Raw genomic sequence first — 25587 nt, forward strand, 5'->3', positions numbered from 1 at the left:
AGAGGAAGGAGTGGGCCCATGCCCCGGATCCAGGGTTCCGTCGTGGTGATCGCCGGCGCGTCCAGCGGCATCGGCCGCGCCACGGCCCAGCTCCTGGCGCGGGAGGGCGCCCATCTCGTCCTCGCCTCCCGCCGGGAGGACACGCTGGGGACGGTGCGCGCCGAGTGCGAGCGGCTGGGGGCGGAGGCCATCGCCGTGCCGACCGATGTGGGGGACGCCGAGGCGGTGAAGCGCCTGGCCGAGGCCGCCCGCGCCCGCTTCGGCCGCATCGATGTCTGGATCAACAATGCCGGCGTCGGCGTGATCGGGCCCTTCGAGGAGGTGCCGGCCGAGGCGCATGAGCGGACGATCCGCACCAACCTGCTCGGCCAGATCAACGGGGCGCACGCCGTCCTCCCGATCTTCAAGGGGCAGCGGCAGGGGGTGCTGGTGAACACCCTCTCCATCGGCTCCTGGGTGCCCACCCCCTTCGCCTCCTCCTACGCCGCCTCGAAGCGGGGGCTGCGCGGCTTCACGGAATCCCTGCGCGGCGAGCTGCACGACTGGCCCGACATCCAGGTCTGCGACATCTTCCCCAGCGTGGTGGACACGCCGGGCCTGCGCCACGGCGCGAACCACACGGGGCACCGCATCAATGTGGGCGGCCCCATGACCTCGCCCTTCGAGGTGGCCGAGGCGATCGCCTCCGTCATCCGCCACCCGCGCAACGCGGTGCCGGTGGGGCTGATGGCGGCGGGCCTGCGGGTGCTCGCGACCCTCGCCCCGGCGCCGATGCGCTGGGCGGCGGGGGTGATGCTGAAGAAGGGGATCGGCAGCGCCCCGCCCGCGGGGATCTCTGACGGCAACCTCTTCCAGGCGCCGGCGGATCACGGCGTCTATGGCGGGTTCAGCACGGGGGCGGGGATCAAGGTGCCGCCCAAGGCCTGGCTGGCCATGGCGGGGATCATCGGGTTCCTGATCCTCCGCCGGCGGTAGAGGGGGAAAGGGGCCGGAAGGGGCGGCTCGCGACCCGAACCGGCCCTGCCGCGGCGATAGGATGCAGCGCCTCTCAGGGCCCCATCGCCGTCACCGCCGGTACTGCGCGTCCGAGACCTTCTCCATCCAGGTCACGGCCTGTCCGTCCACCTGCTCCTGGAGGGCAATGTGGGTCACGCCGGTCGTCGCGGCGGCGCCGTGCCAGTGCCTCAGCCCGGGCGGGATCCAGACCACGTCGCCGGGGCGCATCTCCTCGACGGGGCCGCCCTCGCGCTGGACCCAGCCGACCCCCGCGGTCACCACGAGCACCTGCCCCACCGGGTGGGTGTGCCAGGCCGAGCGGGCGCCGGGCTCGAAGGTGACGCTGCCGCCGGACATCCGCGACGGCGCGGTGGCCGGGAACAGCGGATCGACGCGCACGGAGCCGGTGAAGTGCTCGGCAGGTCCTCTCGCCGAGGGCTGCGAACCGGCACGCGCGATCCTGAGTTCCGCCTGGCCCTGGGATGTGCCGGAAGCCACGGGGGTGGCCGCCTGGGCAAGGACGGCGGTGCTCGCCGATGCGAGCAGGGATGTCGTCACGGCGAGGATGGCAAGCTGCCTCATCTCGGTGGGCCTCCGGGTGGGGTGGGTCAGTTGGGGCGGCTGTCGAGGACGCCCTTCACGGCGGGGACGGCCGAGAAGGCGTTCGGCCAGCCTGCGTAGAAGGCGAGGTGCGCGACGACCTCCGACGCCTCCGCCCGCGTCAGGCCGTTATCCATGGCCCGGGCGAGATGGTAGGGAACCTGCGCGACCTGGCCCGCCGTGATGAGGGCGCTGACGGTGACGAGGCTGCGGTCGCGCGGTGCCAGATCAGGGCGCAGCCACAGGTCGCGGAACAGCGTGTCCGTCGTGAACTGATCGAGGCCGGGCGCCACGGGGCGGACATCCTGCGCGACACGGGCGGCGCGCTGCGCCTCGGCGGTCTCGTCCAGCGGCAGGAGGCCGGGCTGGGCCGCAGGGAGCTGGTCCGCGCCTATGCCGCGCGCCGCGAAGACCGGCCTCGCCGCCGAGACCGCCGCCATGGCGCTGGCCCAGCCGGAGTAGAAGGCGAGGTGGGTGATGAGGCCGGAGATCTCGCCCGGCCTCACGCCGCTATCGAGCGCTAGCCCGAGATAGCGCGGAAGTTCGGCCGCCTGATTGCGAGTGATCAGCGCCGAGAGCGTGACGATGCTGCGATCCCGCCGGGAGAGGTCAGGGCGCTGCCAGAGCTTGCCGAAGACCGTATCCTGCTCGTAGCGGCCGAGGGCAGGCGCGACCCTTCGCAGATCGTCGGAAGGCGGGGGGAAGCCCGCATCCTGTGCCCGGGCGGATGAGGCGCTGCAAAGGGCCAGGGCCACGGCGGCTGCGGGGAGAAGCTTCATCTTCGTCTCCTGTCGGGCTGTCGGCTTTGCCGACGGCCGGTTGATGGGATGGAGCCCGCCGATCAGGCGGAAGCGCCGCGCGCGGGTCCGGCGGCCAGCGTCTGGCCGAGCGGTAGGGCGCCCGGCTCGAAGGTGACCGGAGTGCCTGCGGCCCCGGGACCGGCCCGCACGGTGCCGGCAAAGCACCCGGTCGGCGTCTCACCGGTGGGCTGCGAGCCCGCGCGCTTGATCCTCATGGGCCCCCACCTCGCTACAGATCCGGTCCGTGCCGGGCTTCTCAGCCAGGCCGCGCTTCTGTCCTGGAGGTAAGGGGCACCGACCGCTGCGATTAGGCCGCAAAGCAGGAAAAGGCCTATTAGGCATGCTTATGGATGACCGCGCCGAGCCCTGACGGCCGACATCTGCGAGCAGGGCTGGTCTCGGTGCCCGCCTCGGCGCTCCCCGAGTATGATGGCCGGTTGGGGCGGCATGGCCGCTGGCCTGCCGGGTCCGGGGTGGATCGGCTTCGAAGGGGCGGCCCCGGCGGGGCCATACCAAAATAGGCGCTTGGCAGCTGCCAAAGCGCTCGGCGAGCTAGCCGCTGTCCACCCGGCCTGGCCCTTGCAGGCATCCGCGCCGCTATCCCAGGAGGAACCCGCGTTGAGGATCGACATTCCCGAGGTGCGCGCCGAGGTCGAGGCCGCCTTCGCCCGCTACGAGCGGGCCCTCGTTACCAACGACGTGCCCGTGCTGGAGGAGCTGTTCCGGGACGCGCCGGAAACGATCCGCTACGGCGCTGCCGAGAACCTCTACGGCATGGAGGAGATCCGCGCCTTCCGCCGCGCCCGCCCCCCGGCGGGGCTGGCGCGCAGCCTGTCGCGCACTGTCATAACAACCTATGGCCGCGACTTCGCCGTGGCGAACACGATGTTCCATCGGGAGGGTGCGCCGGGAAAGGTCGGGCGGCAGAGCCAGAGCTGGGTGCGCTTCCCCGAGGGATGGCGCGTGGTCGCCGCCCATGTGAGCGTGGTGCCGGAGGGGTAGGCCCCCTCCCGCACCGCTGCGCAAAGGGTCAGGCCGCCACGGTCCGCTGCGTCTGCACCCCCAGCCCCTCGATCCCCAGCCGCATCACCTGGCCCGGCCGGAGATAGACGGGCGGCTTCATCCCCAGCCCCACGCCGGGCGGCGTGCCGGTGGTGATGATGTCGCCGGGATGGAGCGTGATGAAGCGGCTGACATAGGAGACGATCGTCCGCACGTCGAAGATCATCGTGCGGGTGGTGCCGTCCTGCATCCGCTTCCCGTCCAACTCCAGCCACATGGAGAGGTTCTGCGGGTCCGGCACCTCGTCGGTGGTGACGAGCCAGGGGCCGACGGGGCCGTAGCCGTCCGCGCTCTTGCCCTTGTCCCAGGTGCCGCCGCGCTCGAGCTGCCACTCGCGCTCGGACACATCGTTGCAGACGGCGTAGCCGGCCACATGGCCGAGTGCCTCCTCGGGCGAGACGCGGCGGGCGAGGGTGCCGATGATGATCGCCAGCTCCACCTCCCAGTCGCTCTTGTGGCTGTCGGGCGGGATGGCGACGTTGTCATCCGGCCCGGCCAGGGTGTTGAGCGACTTGAGGAAGACGATCGGCTCCTTCGGCACGGGGGCGCCGCTCTCGGCCGCGTGGTCGGCGTAGTTCAGCCCGATGGCGACGAAGTTGCGCGTGCCCCCGACCGGCGTGCCCAGCCGCGTGCCCTCCGGCACCTCGGGCAGGCCCGACGCGTCGAGCGCGGCCAGCCGTTCCAGCCCGCCGGGCGAGAGCGCTTCCCCCGCGATGTCGGGGAGGATGCCCGAGAGGTCGCGGATCGTGCCCGAGGCGTCGAGCAGGCCGGGCTTCTCCGCGCCGGGCGGGCCATATCGCAGCAGCTTCATCGATGAGGGGTTCCGTTTCCTTGTTGCCCGCCGCGGCCCGGGATCAGGCCGAGCCCTCCTCCAGGAAGACCTGCACGGCCTGGAACAGGGCGCCGCGGTTTCGCTCCAGCATGATGGCATGCGTCCCCTCGGCGAGCATGACAAGCCGCTTGCCCGGGGAATTCACCAGCAGGGGGAACAGGGTGGTGGCCATGGAGGGCGGCGTGTCCCGGTCCCACTCGCCCAGGACGAGCAGGGCGGGCACGGTCACCTTCGCGGGATCGTAGAAAGGCTTGCCGGCGTCCCAGTAGTCCCGGAGGTCCTGCAGCACGCCGTTGGGCGCCCGCAGGACGGAGGGCACCTGGCGCGATCCCTCCGGGTCCGTCGCGAAGGTGGCGTCCGCCCAGTACTCGTACCAGCCGGGGGGGATGAGGCCCGCCCGCTTGTTTTCCGGCGCCCCGGCCAGCCAGCGCTCCCGCGCCAGGGCGCGCGTGACCGTGCGATAGGCGGGCAGCGGCCCCTCGGGCACGGGCACCGCGCCGCGGCTGCTCGCGTCCCGCAGCCAGAGGGGGGCGTAGAGCACCAGCCGCTCCACCAGCCCCGGATTCTCGGTGGCGAAGCGCGAGACGAGGGTGGTGCCCCAGGACCAGCCGATCAGCCCCGTCTTCGCCACGCCGCGCGTCTCGCGGATATGCTTCAGGGCCGCGCCGATATCGGCCACCGCCTTCTCGCCGGTCGTCGGGGGCGTGGCGGCATCAGCGGGCGGGCGGGTGGAGCGGCCATAGCCCGTGAGGTCGAGGCTCCAGACATCGAAGCCGCGCCCGGCCATGTAGTCCATCCAGGACACGCCCGAGAGCGGCAGGTCGAAGCCCGTGCTGGCGGGATAGGTGGCGCCGTGGACGCAGAGGACCGTGCGGTCCGCCCGCGCGGGGCCGCCCGCCTCGGGCCGCTTGTTCCGGAGGTAGAGCTGGGTGCCGGGCTCGGCGCCGGGGATCAGCGCCTCGTCCATCGCCACCCCCGCGGGCTGGGCGGCGGCGGGGAGGGCGAGGGCGGCGCCCCCGGCGAGCGGGGCGGCCAGGACGGTGCGGCGCTGCATGGGCGGTCCTCTCGGGCATGGCGGCGTCCCGTGGGCCGGGAGCCTTGCATTGGGGGCGAGCGTGCCACCCGCGCCGCCGCCTGCCAACGGCGCTCTCCCGGCACTACATGCGGCCGATGATCAAGGCATCGGCGCCGCGCGGCGCGTGGTGGGCGGAGGCGCGGGCGATGCTCCTGCTCGCCTGGCCCATGGCGCTCACCAACCTCTCCCAGATGGCGCTGCTGGCGACGGATTCCGCCTATCTCGGCCATGTCTCCACCGAGGCGCTGGCCGCCGTCACCCTCTCCAGCACCGTGTTCTGGACGATGCTGGCGCCCGGCTTCGGCCTCTCCCTCGCCACTGCCGCGCTGCTCGCGCAGGAGCGGGGGGGGCGGATCGGCCATGTGCGCGGCATGCGGCGCACCCACCGGGCGGGGGTCTGGGGCGCGGTGCTGGCGGCGGTGCCGGGCATGGTGGTGATGTGGAACGGCGGCACGGTGCTGCGGGCGCTGGGGCAGGACCCCGCCCTGGCGGATGCGGCGCAGGACTTCATGCGCTGCGTGCTCTGGGGCATCCCCTTCTTCGGCCTCTACCTCAACCTCCGCGGCTTCATGGCGGCCATGGAGCGGCCGGGGCCGCCGCTGGTGATCGGGCTGCTGGCCGTGCCGCTGAACGCGCTGATCGGCTGGGTGCTCGTCTTCGGCAATCTCGGGGCGCCGGCCATGGGCGTGCGGGGCGCGGGCATCGCGGGGGCGGTAGCGGACGCCTTCATGTTCCTCGCCCTCGCCGTCTTCGTGATGCGGGACCGCCGGCTGCGGCGCTACCGGCTCTTCGGCCGGATCTGGCGGCTGGACCCTTCCCGGCTGGGGCGGGTGGTGGCGCTCGGCCTGCCGATCGCGGCGCAGATGCTGCTGGAGATCGGGCTGTTCAGCGCCGTCGGGCTCTTCATGGGGGCTTTCGGCGCGCATGCGGTCGCGGCCCACGCCATCGCCCTCCAGATCGCGAGCACCACCTTCGCCGTGCCCCTCGGCCTGGCACAGGCGGCGACGGCGCGGGTGGGACTGGCAATCGGGGCGGGGCGGGCGCGGGAGGCCCGGCGCGCGGGCTGGACCGCCATCGCTCTCTCGGCCGTCTTCATGGGGCCGATGGCCGCGCTGATGCTGCTGGCGCCGGGGGCGCTGGCCTCGATCTTCCTCGATCCCGCCGCCCCCGGCGCGGCGGAGACGGCGGCGCTGGCCGCCACCCTCCTCCTCTTCGCCGGGCTGTTCCAGCTCAGCGACGGGATGCAGGTGGTCGGCGCCGGGGCGCTGCGCGGGCTGCAGGACACGCGCGTTCCCATGCTGATCGCCGCGGCCGGCTACTGGGCGCTCGGCCTCACCGCCGCCCTCGGCCTGGCCTTTCCCGCCGGGCTCGGCCCCCCCGGGATCTGGGCCGGGCTGGTGGTCGGGCTGGCCGGGGTGGCGGGGGCGATGACCTGGCGCTGGTCGCGCCTCTCCGGGCGGCTACCCGGGCGCTCTCCCGGGCAGGACGGGTTGACGGGCGCCCCGGCCGCTGCCCCCATCCCGGGATGAGCAGCGCCCCGATCTGGAAGAAGAACGCCACCCCCGCGATGCTGATGGCGCGGCTGGCGAACAGCGCCGTCTCCCATCTGGGCATCGAGATCACGGAGGTCGGGCCGGACTACCTGCGCGCGGCCATGCCCGTGGACCACCGCCACGTGCAGCCCTGGCGCGTGCTGCATGGCGGCATCTCCGTCGTGGTGTCGGAGACGCTGGGGAGCGTCGCGGCCACGCTGGCGGCGCCGGAGGGCTTCCACTGCGTCGGCATGGAGATCAACGCGAACCACCTCGCCGCCGTGCCCGAGGGCGGGAGCATCACCGCCGAGTGCCGGGCCTTCCACACCGGCCGCTCCACCCAGGTATGGCAGACCGAGATCCGGCGGGCCGACGGTCGGCTCGCCTGCGTCTCCCGCCTCACCTGCGCCGTCGTGCCAGATTGAGGGCCGGACTGACGGGCGTTACGCCTTGTTGCGGGCGGTGCCGGACGCGAAACCGGGCGCGGGGCAGAGTGCTTCCGCACGGGCGCGCCGCGGCGCGGCCCGCGATGGAGGCGAACACATGCACAGACACGCGATCCTGACGGCGGCCCTGGCCCTGGCAGCCCTGACGGGGCCGTCCATGGCCCAGCCCGCGCCCGGCCCCGCCGCGCCGCCGCCCCCCGCGGCCCAGCCCGCGCCTCCCGCACCCCAGGCCGGGGTGCCCGCGCCGCCCCCGCCCGGTGCGGGGCCGCAGGCCGGGATACCGGCGCCGCCCCCCGGCCCCGGCCCCCGCCCGCCCATGCCGCCCGGCGGCCCGCAGGGACCGGGGATGATGGGCGCCGGCCCGCACGGGCCGGGCATGATGGGCGGCGGCCGCGGCATGGAGGGGCATGGGCCCGGCATGGAGGGCCACGGCCACATGCACGGCGAGATGCATGGCGGCCGGCACGGCCCCCCGCCCTCGCGCGCCGCGCGCTTCCATCTCGAGCGCGGCGACGCGACGATCGACATCCGCTGCGCCGAGGGCGAGCCCAGCCGCGCCTGCGTGGAGGCGGCGATCCTTCTCCTGGACAAGGTCGGCACCCTGCCGGCGCGCTGAGAAGGCAGGGGGCGGGGCCGCGCGGTCCCGCCTCTCCTGGCGCTTACGTCAATGGACGGCGCGGTGCGGCTGGGGCAGTGCTGCCCGGCCCGGAGCAGGAGAACGCCCATGCCGCGCCGACCCATCATCGCCCTCCTGCTCCTGGCCGCCCTGCCGGCCGCCGCGGAGGAGGGCGCGCGGCCGGACGGGCTGGGATGGAAGGGACCGGTCCCCGAGCTCCGGCTGGGCGGCGGCGACTTCACCCTCTCCCCCACCCTGCGCCTGGACGCCGATGGCGGCTCCTTCTTCGGGCAGGACGAGCCCGGCGGCTACCGCAGCGGGGTGAACCTGCGCCGCGGCCGCGTCGGCGTGACGGGGACGGTGCTGCGCGACATTACCCTCGACGTCACCTACGATTTCGGCGGCTCCAATCCCCGGGACTACGGCTACCTCTACGAGGCGCAGCTCGCCTATGTCGGCATCCCCGGCCTCGCCCTCCGCGCCGGCTCCTTCAAGCTGCAGCACCTGCCGGAATACGCCGCCTCCTCCTTCGACGTGCTCTTCATGGAGCGCGCGGCAATCAGCAACGTCGTGGCCAGCCTCGCCTCGGGCAGCGCGCGGCTGGCTGTGGGGGCGGAGGCGAACGGGGCGCTCGGCGGGGAGGGGGCGCGGTGGAATGCGAGCGCCTATGCCACGGGGGGCACCACCTCCAGCCCCGATGACGGGCGCCAGCGCGGGCTCGCGGCCCGGGCCGTGGTGCTGGCCCTGGGCCGCCCGGAGCTGCAGCTCCAGATCGGCGCCGATGTGTCGGCGCAGTTCCGCCCGGGGACGAGCCCCGGCCCGGAGAGCGTGCGCCTGCGCGACTATCCCGAGCTACGCGTGGACACCCGCCGCTTCCTCGACAGCGGGGCGATCGAGGCGGAGGGCGCCTGGGCCGCCGGGCCCGAGATCGCCGGCCGCATCGGGCCGCTCTATGCCGAGGCGGTGTGGCAGCGGGTGAGCGTGGACGCCGCCGAGGGCGGGAACCGGCGCTTCGAGGGATGGTACGCCCAGGCCGCCCTGCCTCTGTTCGGGAAGCCGCGCGAGCGGTCCGACCGCCAGGCGATCTGGAGGCGGCCGAGCGCCGCCGACGACCGGGGCGCGCTGGAGCTCGCCACGCGCTACAGCACCGTGGACCTGCGGGACGGTGCGCGGGGCGCCCGGCAATCGATCTGGAGCGTCGGCCTGACCTGGTTCCCGACGGAGCGGCTGCGCCTGGGTGTGCAGTACGAGAACGGCACCACGGGGCTGTCCGGCCCCGACCGGGACTTCCAGGCCGTCGGCTTCCGCGCCGCCTTCAACCTCTAGGCGCTGGCCAGGGCGGCTGGCGGCCGCCCGAGGGCGGCTAGCAGCCGCCCGGGACCGCCTCCAGCGTCTCCAGCTTCCCGTTCACGGCGAACTCGCCGAAATCCATGTTCAGCTCGTCCGCCACGCCGTTGGCGTAGTAGCGCAGCCCCACCTCGTAGTCCGGGGAGGAGGCGCCGCCGCCCTTGCTGTCCTTGCCGAAGAAGGCGATGCGCATCCGGCCGCTGCCCTGGTTCGCCAGCAGGGGGAAACGCGGCTGCGCCTCCGCCTCGGCCCGCCAGGGGGAGAGGACGGTGGTGCTCTCCTGCGCGCCGTCCTCGCTCGTGCCGTCCATCAGGGGCACGTTGAGCAGGCGCTGGGAGCCGCGGGCGGCCTCGATGGCGCGGATGGTGTGGGCCATGGGCAGCAGCGTGCCGGCGGGCAGGGCCTCCTGCGCCGCGCGGGGCTGCTCGTAATTCGCGACCCCCGTGCCGTCGGGCTGGAGGGTGGCCTCGCCGGTGATGCGGTTGCTCACCGCCCCCGCCGTCATCTGCGTGAGGGAGAAGCGCAGGCGCTTGCCGTCCTTGCTCTCCCAGGTCGCGTAGTCCGAGGCGGTCTCGAGCGTCTGACCGTCCCGGTCCTGCAGGCGCATGGTCAGGCGCTGGCGGCTGGCCCAGCCGTCGCAGGCGTCCAGCACCTCGAAGAGCATCACCCCCTCGGCCCGCGCCACGTCCGAATTGTCCCGCGCCTTGTCGAAGGACAGGCGATACGCCGCCCGGTGGGCCGCCATGGCCTCCGAGCCCGGCAGGGCGGCCGGGGCCTGGGTGGCAGCGGCGGCGGGCGCGGCGGTGGGGGCGGCAGTCTGGGCGGGCGCCGGGCCGGCGAGGGCCAGGGCCGTGCCCAGGGAGACGGTGGCGGCGAGGAAGGAGCGCAGGCGCATCGAGGAGCCTTTCCGGTTCGCCCCTGACTTAGGCGCTCTTGCCCGCCGTTGCACCCTTGGCCGCATCCTTGGCGGCCGCATCCTTCGCGGGCGGAACGTCCGGCTTCAGGAACAGCTCCTTCCAGCGGGAGGGCTCGATGGGGGCGGGGGCGCCCATCATCAGGTCCTCGGCCCCCTGGTTCAGCGGGAAGAGCGTGACCTCGCGGATGTTCGGCTCGTCGGCCAGCAGCATCACCATGCGGTCGATGCCCGGCGCCGAGCCGCCATGGGGCGGGGCGCCGTAGCGGAAGGCGTTCAGCATGCCGCCGAAGCGCGCCTCCACCTCATCCGCCGAGTAGCCCGCGATCTCGAAGGCGCGGATCATGATGTCCGGCCGGTGGTTGCGGATGGCGCCCGAGGACAGCTCGATGCCGTTGCAGACGATGTCGTACTGGTACGCCTTGATGTCGAGCGGGTTCATGGAGTTCAGTGCCTCCAGCCCGCCCTGCGGCATGGAGAAGGGGTTGTGGCTGAAGTCGATGCCGCCCGGCTTCTCCTCGCTCTCCTCGTACATCGGGAAGTCGACGATCCAGCAGAAGCGGAAGGCGCCCTTCTCGATGAGGTCCAGCTCGTTGCCGAGGCGCGTGCGCACGGCGCCGGCGAACTTCTGGGCGTCCTCCTTCTTGCCGGCGGCAAAGAACACCGCGTCCCCGGTCTGCAAGCCGCAGGCGGCGCGGATGGCCTCTACGCGGTCGGCCTCCAGGTTCTTGGCGATCGGGCCCTTGGCGCCGTCGGCGGCGAACTGGATGTAGCCGAGGCCGCCCGCGCCCTGCTCGCGCGCCCACTCGTTCAGCTTGTCGAAGAAGCCGCGGGGCTTGTCGGCCGCGCCCGGGGCCGGGATGGCGCGCACGATGCCGCCTGAGGCCGCAATCTTCGCGAAGAGGCCGAAGCCGCTGTTCGCGAAGTGCTGCGTGACATCCGTGATCTTGATGGGGTTGCGCAGGTCCGGCTTGTCCGAGCCGTATTCGAGCATGGCCGTGTCATAGGCGATGCGCGGGAAGGGCGCGGGGGTCACGGTGCGGCCGCCGCCGAACTCCTCGAACACACCGTGCATCACCGGCTCGATCGCGGCGAAGACGTCCTCCTGCGTCACGAAGCTCATCTCGAAGTCGAGCTGGTAGAACTCGCCGGGCGAGCGGTCGGCCCGCGCGGCCTCGTCGCGGAAGCAGGGGGCGATCTGGAAGTAGCGGTCAAAGCCCGCGACCATGGCGAGCTGCTTGAACATCTGCGGCGCCTGGGGAAGCGCGTAGAACTTGCCCGGATGCAGGCGGGAGGGGACGAGGAAGTCCCGCGCGCCCTCGGGGGAGGATGCCGTCAGCAGCGGCGTCTGGAACTCGGTGAAGCCCTGATCGATCATGCGGCGGCGGATGGAGGCGATCACGCCCGAGCGCAGCATGAGGTTGCGGTGCTGCTTCTCCCGCCGGAGGTCGAGGAAGCGGTAGCGCAGCCGCAGCTCCTCCGGGAACTCCTGGTCGCCCGCCACCTGGATCGGCAGAACCTCGGCCGCGGACTGGACGAGGAGCTCGGCCACGCGCAGCTCCACCTCGCCCGTCGGCAGCTTCGGGTTCACCGTCGCGGCCTCGCGCGCCACCACCTGCCCGGTGACGGTGATCACGCTCTCCGGGCGCAGGTTGTCCGCCGCCTCGAAGACGGGCGATCCGGCGGGGACCACGCACTGGGTCAGGCCGTAATGGTCGCGCAGGTCGATGAAGAGCAGCCCGCCATGGTCGCGCTTGCGGTGCACCCAGCCGGAGAGCCGGACGGTCTTGCCGGCATCGGCGGCGCGGAGCGCGCCGCAGTTATGGGTGCGATAGGCGTGCATGGGGCGGGGAACCTGGGCTGGAACTCGTTCGGGGCGGCAAGAGGGGCAGGCGGCCCCCCGCTGTCAACCCTCCCGGCCCGCCCGTCAGGCCCGCCCGGCCGTGTCCACCAGCAGCAGCGGGTCCACCTTCAGCTTCGCCAGGGCCCGGTGCCACTTCGCGTCCTGGTCCTCCTCGGTGAAGAGGATGGCCTCGTCGGGGGAGACGGAGAGCCAGGCGTTGTGGGCGATCTCGCTCTCCAGCTGGCCCGGGCCCCAGCCGGCATAGCCGAGGGCCAGCAGCCCCTGGCGCGGCCCGCCACCGCCCGCGATGGCCTTGAGGATGTCCACGCTGGCCGTGAGGGCGAAGCCGCCCTCCACCGTCAGGCTGCCCTCGCTCGACCAGTCCCCGGTGTGCAGCACGAAGCCGCGCCCCCCCTCCACCGGCCCGCCGGCATGGAGACGGATGCGCCGCTGGGGCGGGACAGGGGTGACTTCGAGCTGCTTCAGCAGCTCGTCGAAGGTGAGGTTCTCGATGGCGCGGTTGATCACGATGCCCATCGCGCCCTCGGAGGAATGGGCGCAGAGGCAGATCACGCTCCGGGCGAAGCGCGGGTCCTCCATGCTCGGCATGGCGATGAGGATCTGGCCGCCGAGCCAGCCCTCCTCCGCCGGGCCGGGGCGGGCCATGCGGGAGAGCTGGATGGGGGATGCTCCCTCCTCCATCTCCTCCTGCTCGAACTCATCCTCTTCCTCAAAAGAGGGCGGGAGAGGGGCCTTGTCCTTCGGGCGCCTGGTCATCCGGCGAAGATGGAGTGCGCGCCTGTGCGCTGCAACCCGGTCGCGACGCGCGGCGCCGGTCGCGGCGCCCCGCCGCCTGCCGCGGCGAAACGGAGGGCGGAGAGGCCCGTTGACAGCCGGGCGAAACGGGCGCCGAAACTGCCGCCCCATCCCCCGAGGACCCCCATGACGATCCAGACCGGCGACACCATCCCCTCCGTCAAGCTCATGCAGGCCGGTGCCGAGGGGCCTCAGGAGGTGGATAGTGCCGAGGTTCTCGGCTCCGGCACCGCGGTGCTGTTCGGCGTGCCCGGCGCCTTCACCCCCACCTGCTCGGCCAAGCACCTGCCCGGTTTCGTGCAGCAGGCGGCCGCGCTGAAGGCCAAGGGAGTGGGCACGGTGGCCTGCGTGGCGGTGAACGACGCCTTTGTGATGCAGGCCTGGGGCAAGGACCAGGGCGTGGAGGACCAGGTGCTGATGCTGGCCGACGGCTCGGCCAACTTCATCAAGGCCCTCGGCCTGGAGCAGGACCTGACCGCCCGCGGCCTGGGCGTCCGGGCGCAGCGCTTCGCCATGATCCTCAAGGACGGCAAGGTGACCTATGTCGGGGTCGAGCAGCCCGGCGCCTTCGATGTGAGCAGCGCCGAAACGGTGCTGGCAAAGCTGTGACGAACCCGGCGCAATGGGGCCTGTTCGCCTGGCAGGCGGGCTGGGTCTTCACCCTCCACAGCCTCAACATGATGGCCAAGCCTGACGGGGCCGGGGCGGAGCTGACCCGGCTGGCCCTGGAGAAGCAGAAGGCCTTCTCCGACGGCTGGTTCGCCGCCGGCCGCGCCGCGATGCAGGGGGCGGACCCGGCCGCGGTGATGGCCGCCGCCGCCCGCCCGGCCCAGCGCCGCGTCTCGGCCAACCTGCGCGCGCTCCGCCGCAAGGGCTGAGGCGCAACCCGCTTCCCCTCCCGGCGCTTGATCCGGCTTCGGGAAGGGAGCGGCGGGATGGTGCTTCAGGGCAAGCGGGCCTTCGTCACGGGGGCTGATTCGGGCATCGGCCAGGCCATCGCCGTCGCCTTCGCGCGGGCGGGGGCCGATGTCGCCGTCACCTTCCACACGGACGAGGCCGGGGCGGGCGAGACGGCGCGGCGCATCGAATCCGCCGGGCGCCGGGCCTTCGTGACGCAGTTGGACGTGATGGATTCAGGGGCGGTGAACGCCGCCTTCGAGGCCGCGCGCGGCGCGCTGGGCGGGCTGGACATCCTGGTGAACAACGCCGGCAAGGGCATGGGCGGGAAAAAGCCCGTGGCCGAGCTGTCGGACGAGGACGCGGAGGTGGTGATCCGCACGAACCTCCTCGGCCCCCTCTGGTGCTGCCGCGCCTTCCTCCGGGGCGATCCGGCGGAGGGGAGCAAGATCATCACCGTCTCCTCCGTCGCCCAGCACCTGCCCACGGACGGCAGCGCACCCTACGGTATGTCCAAGGCGGGGGTCGGATCGCTCATCCGCAGCCTCTCGGTGGAGCTGGCGCCGCGGAAGATCAACGTGGTCGGCATCGCCCCCGGGCTGATCCAGACGCCGATGACCGAGGAGCGGCTGGAGGACCCGGCCAAGCGCGAGGCCTCCTTCAAGGAAATTCCCTGGCACCGCGCCGGCCAGCCGGAGGAGATCGCCAAGCTCGCCCTCTTCCTCGCGGGCTCGGACGCCGAATACATCACGGGCCAGACGATCGTGATGGATGGCGGGCTGACGATGAACTGGGGCGGCGCCTAGCCGAGGGGGGAATCGGCCGGCACGCCCTCCGGCCGGTTGCTGCCGCTGCGCCAGCGATGGGTACCGGAGCCGAAGGCGATCACCGTGCCATCAGGCCCGAGGACCTCGGTGCGGGTGAAGAAGATGTTGCGCCCGGCGGTGACGACGCGGCCCTCCGCCACGATCCGCCCCTCCGTCACCTGGCCGGTGAAGCGCGTGTCGAGGTCCAGCGTGACGGCGCGGCGGACATGGCCGGGCACCGTGCAGAACAGCCCGGCATAGCCCCCGGCCTGGTCGATGAGGGAGAGCAGCACGCCCCCGTGCAGCACGCCGCTGCGGTTGTGGTGCCGCTTCTCCACCAAGAGGGCGAGGCGGGCGAAGCCGTCCCGCCACTCGTCCACGGTGATGCCGATCAGGTCGTGAAAGGGGGCGCTGTCATCCATGCCCCAGCCTGCCGCGGATCAGGCGATCTGCAAATCCTGCAGCACCGCCTCCAGCTCCTGGAAGGTGGGCATGTAGGCCGAGGGAGCCATCTTGCGCCCCGTCTCCACCGAAACCTGCGGCGCGTTGCCGTGGAGATGGGCGACGAGCACGGCGCGGATCACCTCGAAATACTTGCACTCCTCGTCGACGATGCCCTTCAGCCGCGCCGCCATCGGCCCCATCAGCCCGTAGGCGAGAAGCACGCCGAGGAAGGTGCCCACCAGCGCGCCGCCGATCATGCCGCCGAGCACGGCGGGCGGCTGGTCGATCGAAGCCATGGTCTTGATGACGCCGAGCACCGCGGCGACGATGCCCAGCGCCGGCAGTGCGTCCGCGATATTCTGGATGGCGTGGGAGGGGTGCATCTCCTCCTCCTTCATCTTCTTCAGCTCCCGCGCCATCACGTCCTCGATCTGGTGCGGGTCGTCGGCGTTCATGCCGACCATGCGAAGGTAGTCGCAGATCATGGCGACGGCCTCGTGGTTCCCTTTGATCTTGGGGAACTTGTTGAAGGCCGGGCTCTCGTCCGGCTTCTCGATATGCGCCTCCAGCGCCATCGCGCCCTTCGTCTGCACGAGGCGGACGAACCAGTAGAGAAGCGACAGCATCTCCACGTAGTCCTGCTTGTGGAAGCGCGCGCCCTTGAAGATCTTCCCGAAGCCGCCGAGCGTGTGCTTCACGTCGTGCATCGAGTTGGACATGATGAAGGCGCCGATCGCCGCGCCGCCGATCATCAGCGCCTCATAAGGCAGCGACTTGAGGATGATCCCGAACTTGCCGCCCGCGATGGTGTAGCCGCCGAAAACGGTGACGAGCAGGAAGACGAAGCCGATGATGGTCGTCACGGTGCGGCATTCCTCGTGTTCTCCCGCAGGAGAAGAATGGAGACCCGCCGGTTGGCGGGGTTCTGCGGATCATTGGCCAGGAGAGGCTCGCGCTCGGCGAGGCCGGCCACGCTGCGGACCCGGAATTCGGCCACGCCGCCCTCCACCAGCAGGCGCCGGGTGACGTTCGCCCGCTCGGTCGAGAGATCCCAGTTGGAGCGGGCCCCCGGGCGGAACGGCGTGGCATCGGTGTGGCCGCTGATGGAAACCGCGTTGGGCACGCGGTTGATCACCCCGGCGACCTTCGCCAGCAGCGCGCGGGCCTTCTCCCCGGGCGCGCTGCCGCCGAGGGCGAACATGGGCTGGCGCTCGGCATCCATGAGCTGGATCCGCAGCCCCTCCGGCACCTGCTCCACCTGAAGCTGCTTGGCGAGCTCGGCCAGGGCGGGGTCGTCGCGCACGGCGGCGCGGATGTTCTCCGCCATCGCCTCCAGCGCCGCGCGCTCGCGCTTCTCGTGCTCCTCGCGCAGCGCCTCGGCGGTGGCCTTCGCCAGGTCCACGCCGTCCTTGCCCTCGGCCTTCCCCTCGGCCCTGCCCTCCGCGGCGCCGCCCGCGCCCTCGGCGCGGCTGGCCATCAGGCGGGTGGGGGTGGCGGTCTCGTCGTCGCCCTTGGGGCCCTCGCGCTTCTCGGTGGCGGAGGCCGGCGTGTCGCTGTCGTCCTCCTCGAGGTCGAAGACCACGGGGCGCGGCCCGGTCTCCAGCCGCGCGGAGGAGGCGTCCGAGGAGACCTGGCCCTCGGAGTTCGGCGTGCGGCCCCCGAAGGGCTGGCCGGAGCCGCTGGGGCGCTGCCCCATGACGTTGGTCGGGTTGAAGTAGTCGGCGAGGCCGCGCCGCTGCTCCTCCGTCGTGGCATTGAGCAGCCACATCAGGAGGAAGAACGCCATCATCGCCGTGACGAAGTCGGCATAGGCGACCTTCCAGGCGCCGCCATGGTGGCCGCCCTCCCCGCCCTCCTCCTTCTTGATGACGATGGTGACGCCTTCGCCCTTGCCTTTTGCCACGGCCCCGCACCCGCTGATCGGATGCAGGGTGCAGCCCCCGCGTTAAGGCCGGGTTGATCGCCCGGATTAATCGGGCAGGCAGGCGGCGGAGAGCAGGCGGAAGGCGGCGGCGCGGTGGCTGATCGCGTGCTTCCGGGCGGGGTCCATCTCGGCGAAGGTCTGCGACTCGCCCGATGGCACGAACATCGGGTCGTAGCCGAAGCCCGCCGCCCCGCGCGGGGGCCAGACCCATTCGCCATGCGCCTCGCCGAGGAAGGACTCCACATGGCCGTCCGGCCAGGCGAGGACGAGGGCGCAGGAGAACCAGGCCCGGCGGTCCCGCGCGTGGCGGGCCAGGCGCTCCACCTTCGCCATGGCGGCGGCGTAGTCGCGCGTGCCGTCGGGCTTCTCGGCCCAGTCGGCGGTGTAGACCCCCGGCGCACCGTCCAGCGCGGCGACGGAGAAGCCGGAGTCGTCGGCCAGCGAGACCATGCCGCTCGCCTTCGCGGCCGCCCGCGCCTTCAGCGTCGCATTGCCGATGAAGCTCGTCTCCGTCTCCTCCGGCACGGGCAGGCCCAGCTCGCCGGCCGTCACCACCTCGATCCCGTGCCCGGCCAGCAGCGCCGCCACCTCCCGCGCCTTGCCGGCATTGTGGGTGGCGAGGAGGAGCCGCCCCTCCGACAGCCGGCGGCTCACAGCCCGACCGCCGCGCGCTGGGCGGCGAAGAGCTCCGCCGTGCCCTTGCGGGCGAGGGCGACGAGATCCGTCAGCTCCGATTCGGAGAAGGGGGCGCCCTCGGCCGTGGCCTGGATCTCCACGATCCCGCCGGAGGCCGTCATCACGAAGTTGCCGTCCGTCTCGGCCGCGCTGTCCTCGGCATAGTCGAGGTCGAGCACGGGCACGCCGCCATGGATGCCGCAGGAGACCGCGGCCACGTGGTCCGACAGCGGGTTTCGGGACATGATGTTGTTCCGCATGAGGTGCTGGAAGGCGAGGTGCAGCGCCACCCAGGCGCCGGTGATGGCGGCGCAGCGCGTGCCGCCATCCGCGGTCAGCACGTCGCAGTCGAGCGTGACCGTCATCTCGCCCATGGCCTTCAGGTCCGTCACGGCGCGCAGGCTGCGGCCGATCAGGCGCTGGATCTCCTGGGTGCGGCCGGACTGCTTGCCGCGCGCCGCCTCCCGGTCCCCGCGCTTGTGGGTGGCGCGGGGGAGCATGCCGTACTCCGCCGTGACCCAGCCCTCGCCCTTGCCGCGCAGGAAGGGCGGCACCCGGCCCTCGACGCTGGCGGTGCAGAGGACCTCGGTGACCCCCATGCGGATGAGGCAGGAGCCCTCGGCATGGCGGGCGGCGCCCGGCTCCAGCCTCAGGCTTCGGAGCTGGTCGGGTGTGCGGCCGGAGGGGCGAGCGCCAGGGACGGCGCCGGCGGTGAGGGGGGGCATCGGTCGGGCCTCTCCTGGAGGGGAGGCGGGAGGAACACGCCCGGCCCGGGGCCTGTCAACGCTGTCTCCGCGGCGGCGAGATCCGTCGGGGACAGCCAGAGGGTCAGCATGGTCGCCCAGGCCCCCACCGAGGGAAGTCCCCTTCCGCTCACCGATCCGTCCCGCGCATCGCCCATGGCGCCCTCCGCCAGCCAGATCCCGTTGGCAGCCCTCATTGGGGGGTGCGCCGTGAGACAGAAGAATGTCTCGGGCGTGACCGATTGTGGCAGCGGAAAGTTGCGGCTTGGTAAACACAACCCTGGGATGTGTCCTCCATGCTTCACCCCGGGCGGGCGGGACGTATCGCCGGGCCAGCGCAACCGACTTCCCGGAAGGTCCCGCCGGCCACGGCCGTGAGGCGAATCGCCTCTCCCGGCGAGGACTCGTTGACGGTGGCCCGCCCCCTTCCTAGCTTTCAGGGTTCTCAGGGAAACACGGAGACCCCTTCAGGAATGGGCGCCCAGCCCAAGCAACCCCCCGGCATCGTCCCGCCCCGGGCATCCTCTCCCCGATCCGGGGCGCAGGGCACCATCCTGCCCGGGCTGGATAACCGCAGCGCGTCGATCCTGCGGCAGGTGGTTGAACTCTATGTGGAAACCGGGGAGCCGGTGGGTAGCCGCACCCTCTCGCGCCGCCTGCCGCTCTCCCTCTCCCCCGCGACGATCCGCAACGCCATGGCCGATCTGGAGGAGGCGGGGCTGCTCTACGCCCCCCATACCTCCGCCGGGCGGCTGCCGACGGAGCGGGGGCTGCGCCTCTTTGTCGACGGGCTGCTGGAATTCGGCGACCTCACGGATGAGGAGCGGGAGTCCATCGCCCTGCGCTGCGCCGCCTCCGGCCGCTCCATGCAGGACACGCTGGCTGAGGCCGGGCAGATGCTCTCCGGCCTCGCCGGCGCCGCGGGGCTGGTGGTGGCGCCGAATGCCGAATCGAACCTCCGCCACATCGAGTTCGTCGCCCTCGGCCCCGGCCGCGCCCTGGTGGTGCTGGTGGGCGAGCGCGGGCAGGTGGAGAACCGCATCATCGAGGTGCCGGCGGGCCTGCCGGCCGGCTCGCTCGCCCAGGCCGGCAACTACCTCAACGCCCGGCTGAACGGGCGCACGTTGGAGGACACGCGCCACCTCGTCGAATCCGAGATCGCCGCCAACCGCACGGCGCTGGACGCGCTGACGAACCAAGTGGTCCAGTCCGGCCTCGCCACCTGGGCGGGCGGGGGAGGGGGCTCGCTCATCCTGCGCGGCCAGTCCCGCCTGCTGCAGAACCTGGACCAGGCGGCGCGGGTGGCCGAGATCCAGTCCCTCTTCGACCGGCTGGAGGCGCAGGAGACAATGCTGCGCCTGCTGGAACTCGCCCAGCGCGGCCAGGGCGTGCAGATCTTCATCGGCGCCGAGAGCGGGGTCTTCGATACCGCCGGGCTGTCGATGGTGGTGGCGCCCTTCCGCAACGGGCAGGAGCGGATCGTCGGCGCCATCGGCGTGATCGGGCCGACGCGGATCAACTACGGCCGGGTGATCCCGGTGGTGGACTACACCGCGCAGGTGATCGGGCGGATGCTGGGCTGAGGCCCTGCGGCGCGACCGGCCAGGCCGCGCGCCTCAGGCCGCCCCATCTCAAGCCGCCTGGGCCGGCTCCGGCCCCATGGCCGCCAGCACCGCGCGGCGCAGGACATCCAGCTTGCGCTCGTTCTCCACCTTCAGGCCGAAGAGGTCCTTCACGTAGAAGACGTCCACCGCCCGCACGCCATAGGTGGTGACATGGGCGGAGGCGATCTGCACGCCCTGGGCGGAGATGGCGGCCGTCACATCGTGCAGGAGCCCGGGGCGGTCCCGCCCGTTCACCTCGATCACGGTGTGGGTGTTGCTGGCGTGGTTGTCGATCACCACGCGCGGCGGCACCGTCACGGCGCGCAGCCGCGCGGGCTCGCGCTTGACCTTGTTGATCTCGTCCGTGATCCGCATGCGCCCCGAGAGCGCCTGCTCGATCATGACCGAGAGCCGGGCGAGGCGGTGGGGCGCGTCCAGCGCGCCGCCGGCCGCGTCCTGCACCCAGAAGGTGTCGAGCGCCATGCCGTTGGTCATGGTGTGGATGCGGGCGTCCACGATGCTGGCGCCTGCCACCGCGAGCGCCCCCGCGATCTGGCTGAACAGCCCGGGATGGTCGGCGGCGTAGACCGTCACCTCCGTCACGGCCCGGTCCTCCAGCACCTCGGTGCGGACGGTCAGCGGCGCGCCCGTCGCCTCGGCCTCGCGGATCATGGCGGCGTGGCGGGCATGGGTGTCGGGGTCGAAGGAGAGCCAGTAGCCGGGATAGCCCAGCGCCAGGAAGTGCTCCACCTCCGCCGCCGGGCGGCTTCCCAGCGCCCCCGCCGCTGCCTCCTTCGCGCGGGCCACGCGCACGTCCCGCTCGGGCACGGAGAGGCCGCCGGCCAGCACCTCCGCCACGCGCCAGTAGATCTCGCGCAGCAGGGTGGCCTTCCAGCCGTTCCACACCTTCGGCCCGACGGCGCGCATGTCGCATACCGTCAGCACCAGGAGCAGGCGGAGCCGCTCGGGGGACTGCACGACCTCGGCGAGGTCGAGGATCGTCTTGGGGTCGTCGATGTCGCGCTTGAAGGCGGTCTGGCTGACGAGGAGGTGGTTCAGCACGAGCCAGGAGACCGTCTCCGTCTCCTCCGGCGAGAGGCCGAGGCGGGGGCACAGCTCCTGCGCGATGCCGGCGCCCAGCTCCGAATGGTCGCCGCCGCGGCCCTTGGCGATGTCGTGCAGCAGGATCGCGGCGTAGAGGGCGCGGCGGGACTGGATCTGCCCCACCAGCTCGGAGGCGACGGGGGCGACCGTGTCCAGCTCCCCCCGCTCCAGCGCGTTCATCACCCCGATCGCCTCGATCGTGTGCTCCTCCACGGTGAAGACGTGGTAGGTGTCGAACTGCATCAGCCCGACGATCCGCGCCCATTCCGGCACGAGGCGCGAGAGCACGCCCGCCTCGTTCAGGGCGCGCAGCCAGCGGGCGCTCTGCTTGCCCGAGAGGATGTCGAGGAAGAGGGCGTTCGCCGCCTCCTGCCCGCGCAGGCGCGTGGCGTAGCGGGCGTTGCGGATGAGGGCGCGGAGGGCGAGGGGGTGGATCTCCAGCGCCCGGTCCCGCGCGAAGCGCACGAGGCGCAGCATCACCGCCGGGTCGGCCGCGATGTCGTGCTCCGGCGCGAAGAGGATCTTGCCGTCGGCCAGCGTCAGCCCCGCCCGCTTCATCGCCTCGTCGGGGAAGGGCTGGAGGGCGGGCATGCCGAGCGCCGCGCGCTCGACCGCGGGCTCCAGCAGGCGCTTGAGGCGCACCACCTCCCGCGCGGTGAGGAAGAGGTGCTTCATGAAGCGCTCCACCCCGTCCTGCTTGCCGTGGCGGGTGTAGCCCATGCGGGCGCCGACCACGGGCTGAAGGTCGAAGGTGAGGCGCTCCTCGGCGCGGCCGGTCACGTAGTGCAGGTGGAAGCGGACGGTCCAGAGGAAGGACCAGGCGCGGCGGAAGGCGCGCGCCTCCTGCGCGGTGAGCAGCCCGCCCCCCGGGCTCTCGGGCCCGACGAGCTGCCACATCTTCTCCACGTCGAAGGCGTAGCGGGCCAGCCAGTACATCGTCTGGAGGTCCCGCAAGCCCCCGCGCCCCTCCTTGATGTGGGGCTCCACGAGATAGGGGCTGTCGCCGTAGCGGGCGTGGCGCTGTCCCCGCTCGATCTGCTTGGCGTGCAGGAACTGGCCGAAGCCCCACTCCTTGCGCGCGGCGTCGAAGGCCCGGCGGAAGCGGGCGTAGACGGCCTCGTCCCCCTCGAGGAAGCGGGCGTCGAGCAGCGCGGTCTGGACGGTGGTGTCGGTCTTGGCGTCCTCCACGCACTCGGCGACGGAGCGGGTGGCGTGCCCGACCTTCACCCCGAGGTCCCAGAGAAGATAGAGCATGAACTCCACCGCCCGCCGCCCGGCCGCGTCCAGCGGCGCGTCGGAGACGAAGAGGAGGTCGATGTCGGAATAGGGGGCGAGGGTGCCGCGCCCGTAGCCGCCGGTCGCGGCCAGGGCGAAGAGAGGCCGCGCCTCGGCCCCAGCGGTCGCGGCGAGGCTGTAGCGCAGGATGGCGGCGATCAGCCCGTCCATCTCCGCGGCGAGCGCCCGGGCGGCGACCAGCCCGGCGAGGCTCTCCCGCTCGAACCGTTCCTGCATGCCGGTCTGGATGCGGCTGAGATGGCGGCGCAGCAGCGCCAGCGCCACGTCGCGGGACGGATATGGGAGGGCTTCCAGTCCGTCCAGCCCCGGCTGCGACGCGACAGGTGCTTCGGCGGCGCCGAGGCCAGCGGTGTTCATCCGAGGGAAGATAAGGATTCCTGCGGTGCCGCAACAGCCGTCTCCTGGCCCCCCAGGATCGATTTCAGCCGGTAGAGGGCTTCCAGCGCCTCGCGTGGCGCCATGGCATCAGGGTCCAGCGCTTCCAGGGCGGCGCGGAGAGGGTCTGGCGCCACCGCCGGTTGTGCCCCCTCCCCCCGGGCCGGGGCGGCCCGGGCCCGTTCCTCCCGCCCGGGGGCGGCGAAGAGGGGCAGCTCGCCCGAGAGCGGGTCCAGCCCCCGCGCCCGCTCCTCCAGCGAGGCAAGCACCGTCTCCGCTCGCGCCACCACCTCCCGCGGGACGCCGGCCAGGCGGGCGACGTGCAGGCCCCAGGAGCGCTCCGAGGCGCCGGGACCGACGAGGTGCTGGAACACCACCTGCCCCCGGTGCTCGCGCACCTTCATCGCGGCCGGCGCCAGTTCCGGCAGCTTCCCGGCCAGCGCCGTCAGCTCGTGGAAATGCGTGGCGAAGAGGGTGCGGGAGCGGAGCCGGTCGTGCAGCGCCTCCAGCACCGCCCAGGCGATGGCCAGCCCGTCCCAGGTGGCGGTGCCGCGCCCGACCTCGTCCAGCACCACGAAGGAGCGGGGGCCGGCCGCGTTCAGCACGGCGGCCGTCTCGGTCATCTCCACCATGAAGGTGGAGCGGCCCCCGGCGATGTCGTCCGCCGTGCCCACGCGGGAGAAGAGCCGGTCCACCAGTCCGATCCGGGCCGATTCGGCGGGGACGTAGAGCCCGGCCTGGGCGAGGACGACCATGAGGGCGTTCTGGCGGAGATAGGTGGACTTGCCCGCCATGTTCGGCCCGGTCAGCAGGCAGAGGCGCCGCCCGGGGGAGAGGTCGGCGTCGTTCGGCACGAAGGCGGGGCCGCGGTTCCGGCGGAGCGCGGCCTCCACCACGGGGTGGCGGCCCTGCGTCACGCAGAAATCCGGGCGCTCCGGCATGTCAGGCCGGCACCAGCCGCCGCCCGCGGCCAGCTCGGCCGAGGCGGCGTGGACATCGAGCTCGGCCACCGCCCGCGCCGCCGCCGCGATGCCCGGTGCGGCGTCGAGGCACAGCTTCCGCAGGTGGCGCACCACCGCCGCCTCCCGCCGCGCCGCCTCGTCCCGGGCCTGGGAGAGCTTGCGGTCGAGATCGGTGAGCGCCCCGCAGGTGAAGCGATGGGCATTGGCCATGGACTGCCGGTGCACGGGCGCCATGGGGCCGGGGGCGGGCTTCTGCCGCAGCAGCGCCTCCCCCGCCGCCGCCGGGACCTCGGCGAGGAAGCCGAGCTGCTGGTGGTGGCGGATCTTGAGGCTCGCCACCCCCCAGGCCTGGGCGAGGTCCATCTGCAGCGCCAGGATCGCGCCGCGCGCGTCGTCCCTCAGGCGGCGCAGCGCGTCCAGCTCGCCGTCATAGCCGGGGCCGACGACGCCGCCGTCCTCCAGCCGGGCGGGCAATTCGGCGGCGAGGGCGCGGGAGAGCTCGGCGCGGGGGGAGGCCTCGGGCACCAGCGCCCCGGCGGCCTCCCGCAGCAGGGGCGGGACCGGCGGCACGCCCGCCGCGCCGTCCAGGGCCTCCCGCATCGCCTCGGCGCGGAGGAGCCCGTCGCGCAGCGCGGCGAGGTCGCGGGGGAAGAAGCGCTCCACCGAGAGGCGGCCGAGGGCGCGGGCGGTGTCCGGCGCGCCCCTCAGCGCCTCCCGCAGCCCGGCTCGCACGGCGGTGGCGGCGAGGAGGAAGGCCACGGCGTCGTGGCGGGCGGCGATTGGGGCGGCCTCGGCCAGCGGGGCGGCGAGGCGGGCGGCGAGCTCCCGCGCGCCGGCGGCGGTCAGCGTCCGGTCCACCGCGCCGAGCAGGCAGTCCTTGCCCCCGCGCTCGGCCTTGAGGATCTCCAGGCTGCGCCGCGTGGCCGCGTCCATCCGCAGCGTGCCCTCGCCCCCGCGCGGCTCGGGCGGGGCGAGGCGGGGGAGGGTGCCGCCCGAGGCGCCGCGCACGTAGTCCAGCGCCAGGGCCAGCGCCGCCGTCTCGCCCTCGGTGAAGCTGCCGAAGGCGGCGAGGCTGGCCACCCCCCAGGCCTCGGCGGCCAGCCGCGCGCCGTCCCGCGGCGGGACGGCTTCCCGCACCGCGCCGCCGAGCGGGGTGAGGGCGTCGCCGGCGGCGAGGGATTCGGGCGCCACCACCTCCGCCGGGTCCAGCCGGGCGAGGAGGGCGCCCAGCTCGGCGGCGGGCAGGCTCTCCGTGCAGACATGGCCGGTCGAGACGTCGAGCCAGGCGGCGCCGACGCGCTCGCCGCCTCCCCCTAGTCCTTCCGGCGCGAGGGCGAGCAACCAGGAGGGGCGCGCGCCCTCGAGCAGCGCCTCCTCCGTCACCGTCGCGGGGGTGACGATCCGCACGACCTCCCGGCGCACCGCCGGGGCCTTGCGCGCCTTGGCGGCCTCGGGCGTCTCCATCTGCTCGCAGATCGCCACGCGGTAGCCGCGGCGGATGAGGCGGGCGAGATAGGCCTCCATCGCGTGCACGGGCACGCCCGCCATGGGCACGGGGCGGCCGCCATGCTCGCCGCGATGCGAGACGGCGAGGCCCAGCACCTCCCCCGCCGTCGTCGCATCCGCGAAGAACATCTCGAAGAAGTCGCCCATGCGGAAGAAGACGAGCGCGTCCGGATGCGCCGCTTTCGCCGCGAACCACTGCGCCATGGCCGGGGTGGCGCCGGCTGCGTCGGGGATGAGGGTGCTGGGGCTGGGCGGGGCGGCGTCCATGGAGAGGTGCTTATGGTGCGGCGGGGGATCGGTCCAGCGCTTGCCTCGCGCCGGGAGGGAGAGGCAGGCTCCCGCCCCGGGACAAGCGCCCGGGACAAGCGGAGGA

25 protein-coding genes are annotated in these 25587 nt (G+C 73.1%); 10 read left to right on the forward strand and 15 right to left on the reverse strand.

The features are described from left to right. The first annotated feature begins 18 nt into the window (after nucleotides 1–18). A complete protein-coding gene (locus FHS87_RS15060; RefSeq protein WP_184520016.1) occupies nucleotides 19–975 on the forward strand; it encodes an SDR family oxidoreductase in 957 nt (318 codons plus the stop codon). Nucleotides 976–1065: 90 nt separating this feature from the next. On the opposite strand, the gene FHS87_RS15065 is transcribed toward FHS87_RS15060, so the two are convergent. From FHS87_RS15065 to FHS87_RS15075, 3 genes are all read right to left on the reverse strand, one after another. After that, nucleotides 1066–1578: a (R)-mandelonitrile lyase gene (locus FHS87_RS15065; RefSeq protein ID WP_184520020.1), complete on the reverse strand. Its 513-nt coding sequence runs from the start codon at nucleotides 1576–1578 to the stop codon at nucleotides 1066–1068. A 26-nt stretch (nucleotides 1579–1604) separates the two neighbouring features. Next, a complete protein-coding gene (locus FHS87_RS15070) occupies nucleotides 1605–2375 on the reverse strand; it encodes a carboxymuconolactone decarboxylase family protein (RefSeq protein WP_184520023.1) in 771 nt (256 codons plus the stop codon). Between the two features lie 62 nt (nucleotides 2376–2437). After that, nucleotides 2438–2611, reverse strand: coding sequence for a hypothetical protein (locus FHS87_RS15075; protein WP_184520026.1), 174 nt, complete (start codon nucleotides 2609–2611; stop codon nucleotides 2438–2440). A 403-nt stretch (nucleotides 2612–3014) separates the two neighbouring features. Between FHS87_RS15075 and hpxZ the strand changes: the two genes are divergently transcribed. Further along, complete coding sequence (gene hpxZ / locus FHS87_RS15080) at nucleotides 3015–3398, forward strand: oxalurate catabolism protein HpxZ (protein WP_184520028.1); 384 nt, start codon at nucleotides 3015–3017, stop codon at nucleotides 3396–3398. Between the two features lie 28 nt (nucleotides 3399–3426). On the opposite strand, the gene FHS87_RS15085 is transcribed toward hpxZ, so the two are convergent. Together FHS87_RS15085 and FHS87_RS15090 are read right to left on the reverse strand one after the other, a co-directional pair. Further along, nucleotides 3427–4269 (reverse strand): fumarylacetoacetate hydrolase family protein, encoded by an 843-nt coding sequence (locus FHS87_RS15085; RefSeq protein ID WP_184520031.1) that lies wholly within the window; start codon nucleotides 4267–4269, stop codon nucleotides 3427–3429. A 43-nt stretch (nucleotides 4270–4312) separates the two neighbouring features. Further along, complete coding sequence (locus FHS87_RS15090) at nucleotides 4313–5344, reverse strand: alpha/beta hydrolase (RefSeq protein WP_184520034.1); 1032 nt, start codon at nucleotides 5342–5344, stop codon at nucleotides 4313–4315. A 116-nt stretch (nucleotides 5345–5460) separates the two neighbouring features. On the opposite strand from FHS87_RS15090, the gene FHS87_RS15095 reads away from it, so the two are divergent. The 4 genes from FHS87_RS15095 (at nucleotide 5461) to FHS87_RS15110 (ending at nucleotide 9285) form a co-directional block, all read left to right on the forward strand. Further along, entirely contained in the window at nucleotides 5461–6894 is a 1434-nt protein-coding gene (locus FHS87_RS15095) for an MATE family efflux transporter (RefSeq protein WP_246418424.1), read from the forward strand. Next, the gene (locus FHS87_RS15100; RefSeq protein WP_184520037.1) at nucleotides 6891–7322 is read left to right on the forward strand and encodes a PaaI family thioesterase; all 432 of its coding nucleotides are present in this window, start codon (nucleotides 6891–6893) and stop codon (nucleotides 7320–7322) included. The genes FHS87_RS15095 and FHS87_RS15100 overlap by 4 nt, the downstream gene beginning before the upstream one ends. 118 nt (nucleotides 7323–7440) lie before the next feature. Then, nucleotides 7441–7959 (forward strand): hypothetical protein, encoded by a 519-nt coding sequence (locus FHS87_RS15105; protein ID WP_184520040.1) that lies wholly within the window; start codon nucleotides 7441–7443, stop codon nucleotides 7957–7959. A 108-nt stretch (nucleotides 7960–8067) separates the two neighbouring features. After that, on the forward strand, nucleotides 8068–9285 hold the full coding sequence (locus FHS87_RS15110; protein ID WP_184520043.1) for an OprO/OprP family phosphate-selective porin: 1218 nt from the start codon (nucleotides 8068–8070) through the stop codon (nucleotides 9283–9285). A gap of 37 nt (nucleotides 9286–9322) precedes the next feature. Here the strand turns inward: FHS87_RS15110 and FHS87_RS15115 are convergent, their stop codons facing one another. The 3 genes from FHS87_RS15115 to FHS87_RS15125 form a co-directional block, all read right to left on the reverse strand. Beyond that, nucleotides 9323–10201 (reverse strand): EipB family protein, encoded by an 879-nt coding sequence (locus tag FHS87_RS15115; protein ID WP_184520046.1) that lies wholly within the window; start codon nucleotides 10199–10201, stop codon nucleotides 9323–9325. A 28-nt stretch (nucleotides 10202–10229) separates the two neighbouring features. Next, the gene (gene aspS, locus FHS87_RS15120; protein WP_184520049.1) at nucleotides 10230–12062 is read right to left on the reverse strand and encodes an aspartate--tRNA ligase; all 1833 of its coding nucleotides are present in this window, start codon (nucleotides 12060–12062) and stop codon (nucleotides 10230–10232) included. Between the two features lie 84 nt (nucleotides 12063–12146). Next, nucleotides 12147–12839 carry a YqgE/AlgH family protein gene (locus FHS87_RS15125; RefSeq protein ID WP_184520052.1) on the reverse strand — a complete coding sequence of 231 codons (693 nt, stop codon included), beginning with the start codon at nucleotides 12837–12839 and terminating at the stop codon, nucleotides 12147–12149. Nucleotides 12840–13004: 165 nt separating this feature from the next. Between FHS87_RS15125 and FHS87_RS15130 the strand changes: the two genes are divergently transcribed. The 3 genes from FHS87_RS15130 to FHS87_RS15140 are packed head-to-tail and all read left to right on the forward strand — an operon-like array spanning nucleotide 13005 to nucleotide 14581. Beyond that, the gene (locus FHS87_RS15130; RefSeq protein ID WP_184520055.1) at nucleotides 13005–13487 is read left to right on the forward strand and encodes a peroxiredoxin; all 483 of its coding nucleotides are present in this window, start codon (nucleotides 13005–13007) and stop codon (nucleotides 13485–13487) included. Continuing rightward, nucleotides 13484–13756 carry a hypothetical protein gene (locus FHS87_RS15135; protein ID WP_184520058.1) on the forward strand — a complete coding sequence of 91 codons (273 nt, stop codon included), beginning with the start codon at nucleotides 13484–13486 and terminating at the stop codon, nucleotides 13754–13756. Before FHS87_RS15130 ends, FHS87_RS15135 begins: the two co-directional genes overlap by 4 nt. Nucleotides 13757–13813: 57 nt before the next feature. Continuing rightward, nucleotides 13814–14581 (forward strand): SDR family NAD(P)-dependent oxidoreductase, encoded by a 768-nt coding sequence (locus FHS87_RS15140; protein ID WP_184520061.1) that lies wholly within the window; start codon nucleotides 13814–13816, stop codon nucleotides 14579–14581. Here FHS87_RS15140 and FHS87_RS15145 read toward each other — a convergent pair. The 5 genes from FHS87_RS15145 to rph form a co-directional block, all read right to left on the reverse strand. Beyond that, a complete protein-coding gene (locus FHS87_RS15145; protein WP_184520064.1) occupies nucleotides 14578–15003 on the reverse strand; it encodes a PaaI family thioesterase in 426 nt (141 codons plus the stop codon). The two genes, FHS87_RS15140 and FHS87_RS15145, sit on opposite strands and share 4 nt — an antisense overlap. An 18-nt stretch (nucleotides 15004–15021) precedes the next feature. Continuing rightward, nucleotides 15022–15888, reverse strand: coding sequence for a flagellar motor stator protein MotA (gene motA / locus FHS87_RS15150; protein WP_184520066.1), 867 nt, complete (start codon nucleotides 15886–15888; stop codon nucleotides 15022–15024). Further along, nucleotides 15885–16928 carry a flagellar motor protein MotB gene (locus FHS87_RS15155; RefSeq protein ID WP_184520069.1) on the reverse strand — a complete coding sequence of 348 codons (1044 nt, stop codon included), beginning with the start codon at nucleotides 16926–16928 and terminating at the stop codon, nucleotides 15885–15887. Before FHS87_RS15155 ends, motA begins: the two co-directional genes overlap by 4 nt. Before the next feature lie 66 nt (nucleotides 16929–16994). Beyond that, a complete protein-coding gene (rdgB, locus tag FHS87_RS15160; RefSeq protein ID WP_184520071.1) occupies nucleotides 16995–17603 on the reverse strand; it encodes an RdgB/HAM1 family non-canonical purine NTP pyrophosphatase in 609 nt (202 codons plus the stop codon). After that, nucleotides 17600–18349: a ribonuclease PH gene (gene rph, locus FHS87_RS15165; protein WP_184520074.1), complete on the reverse strand. Its 750-nt coding sequence runs from the start codon at nucleotides 18347–18349 to the stop codon at nucleotides 17600–17602. The genes rdgB and rph overlap by 4 nt, the downstream gene beginning before the upstream one ends. A 491-nt stretch (nucleotides 18350–18840) precedes the next feature. Here rph and hrcA point away from each other — a divergent pair, with 491 nt between their 5' ends. Further along, nucleotides 18841–19950, forward strand: a complete 1110-nt coding sequence (gene hrcA, locus FHS87_RS15170; RefSeq protein ID WP_184520077.1) for a heat-inducible transcriptional repressor HrcA — start codon at nucleotides 18841–18843, stop codon at nucleotides 19948–19950. A gap of 48 nt (nucleotides 19951–19998) precedes the next feature. Here hrcA and FHS87_RS15175 read toward each other — a convergent pair whose 3' ends face one another. Both FHS87_RS15175 and mutS read right to left on the reverse strand, forming a co-directional pair. Further along, nucleotides 19999–22728, reverse strand: coding sequence for a [protein-PII] uridylyltransferase (locus tag FHS87_RS15175; protein WP_184520080.1), 2730 nt, complete (start codon nucleotides 22726–22728; stop codon nucleotides 19999–20001). Next, a complete protein-coding gene (mutS, locus tag FHS87_RS15180) occupies nucleotides 22725–25481 on the reverse strand; it encodes a DNA mismatch repair protein MutS (RefSeq protein ID WP_184520083.1) in 2757 nt (918 codons plus the stop codon). The genes FHS87_RS15175 and mutS overlap by 4 nt, the downstream gene beginning before the upstream one ends. Between the last annotated feature and the right edge of the window lie 106 nt (nucleotides 25482–25587).

Origin of the sequence: Muricoccus pecuniae (genome assembly GCF_014199205.1) — a bacterium.
Lineage (GTDB): Bacteria > Pseudomonadota > Alphaproteobacteria > Acetobacterales > Acetobacteraceae > Roseomonas > Roseomonas pecuniae.

Bases quoted from the DNA above. Each gene is read 5' to 3' on its own strand.
- FHS87_RS15140 (WP_184520061.1), top strand. From the start codon at position 13,814: ATGGTGCTTCAGGGCAAGCGGGCCTTCGTCACGGGGGCTGATTCGGGC.
- FHS87_RS15130 (WP_184520055.1), top strand. From the start codon at position 13,005: ATGACGATCCAGACCGGCGACACCATCCCCTCCGTCAAGCTCATGCAG.
- FHS87_RS15125 (WP_184520052.1), bottom strand. From the start codon at position 12,839: ATGACCAGGCGCCCGAAGGACAAGGCCCCTCTCCCGCCCTCTTTTGAG.
- FHS87_RS15065 (WP_184520020.1), bottom strand. From the start codon at position 1,578: ATGAGGCAGCTTGCCATCCTCGCCGTGACGACATCCCTGCTCGCATCG.
- rph (WP_184520074.1), bottom strand. From the start codon at position 18,349: ATGCCCCCCCTCACCGCCGGCGCCGTCCCTGGCGCTCGCCCCTCCGGC.
- FHS87_RS15100 (WP_184520037.1), top strand. From the start codon at position 6,891: ATGAGCAGCGCCCCGATCTGGAAGAAGAACGCCACCCCCGCGATGCTG.
- hrcA (WP_184520077.1), top strand. From the start codon at position 18,841: ATGGGCGCCCAGCCCAAGCAACCCCCCGGCATCGTCCCGCCCCGGGCA.
- FHS87_RS15060 (WP_184520016.1), top strand. From the start codon at position 19: ATGCCCCGGATCCAGGGTTCCGTCGTGGTGATCGCCGGCGCGTCCAGC.
- FHS87_RS15115 (WP_184520046.1), bottom strand. From the start codon at position 10,201: ATGCGCCTGCGCTCCTTCCTCGCCGCCACCGTCTCCCTGGGCACGGCC.
- FHS87_RS15105 (WP_184520040.1), top strand. From the start codon at position 7,441: ATGCACAGACACGCGATCCTGACGGCGGCCCTGGCCCTGGCAGCCCTG.
- mutS (WP_184520083.1), bottom strand. From the start codon at position 25,481: ATGGACGCCGCCCCGCCCAGCCCCAGCACCCTCATCCCCGACGCAGCC.
- FHS87_RS15070 (WP_184520023.1), bottom strand. From the start codon at position 2,375: ATGAAGCTTCTCCCCGCAGCCGCCGTGGCCCTGGCCCTTTGCAGCGCC.
- FHS87_RS15075 (WP_184520026.1), bottom strand. From the start codon at position 2,611: ATGAGGATCAAGCGCGCGGGCTCGCAGCCCACCGGTGAGACGCCGACC.
- FHS87_RS15085 (WP_184520031.1), bottom strand. From the start codon at position 4,269: ATGAAGCTGCTGCGATATGGCCCGCCCGGCGCGGAGAAGCCCGGCCTG.
- aspS (WP_184520049.1), bottom strand. From the start codon at position 12,062: ATGCACGCCTATCGCACCCATAACTGCGGCGCGCTCCGCGCCGCCGAT.
- FHS87_RS15095 (WP_246418424.1), top strand. From the start codon at position 5,461: ATGATCAAGGCATCGGCGCCGCGCGGCGCGTGGTGGGCGGAGGCGCGG.
- FHS87_RS15175 (WP_184520080.1), bottom strand. From the start codon at position 22,728: ATGAACACCGCTGGCCTCGGCGCCGCCGAAGCACCTGTCGCGTCGCAG.
- FHS87_RS15090 (WP_184520034.1), bottom strand. From the start codon at position 5,344: ATGCAGCGCCGCACCGTCCTGGCCGCCCCGCTCGCCGGGGGCGCCGCC.
- FHS87_RS15110 (WP_184520043.1), top strand. From the start codon at position 8,068: ATGCCGCGCCGACCCATCATCGCCCTCCTGCTCCTGGCCGCCCTGCCG.
- FHS87_RS15145 (WP_184520064.1), bottom strand. From the start codon at position 15,003: ATGGATGACAGCGCCCCCTTTCACGACCTGATCGGCATCACCGTGGAC.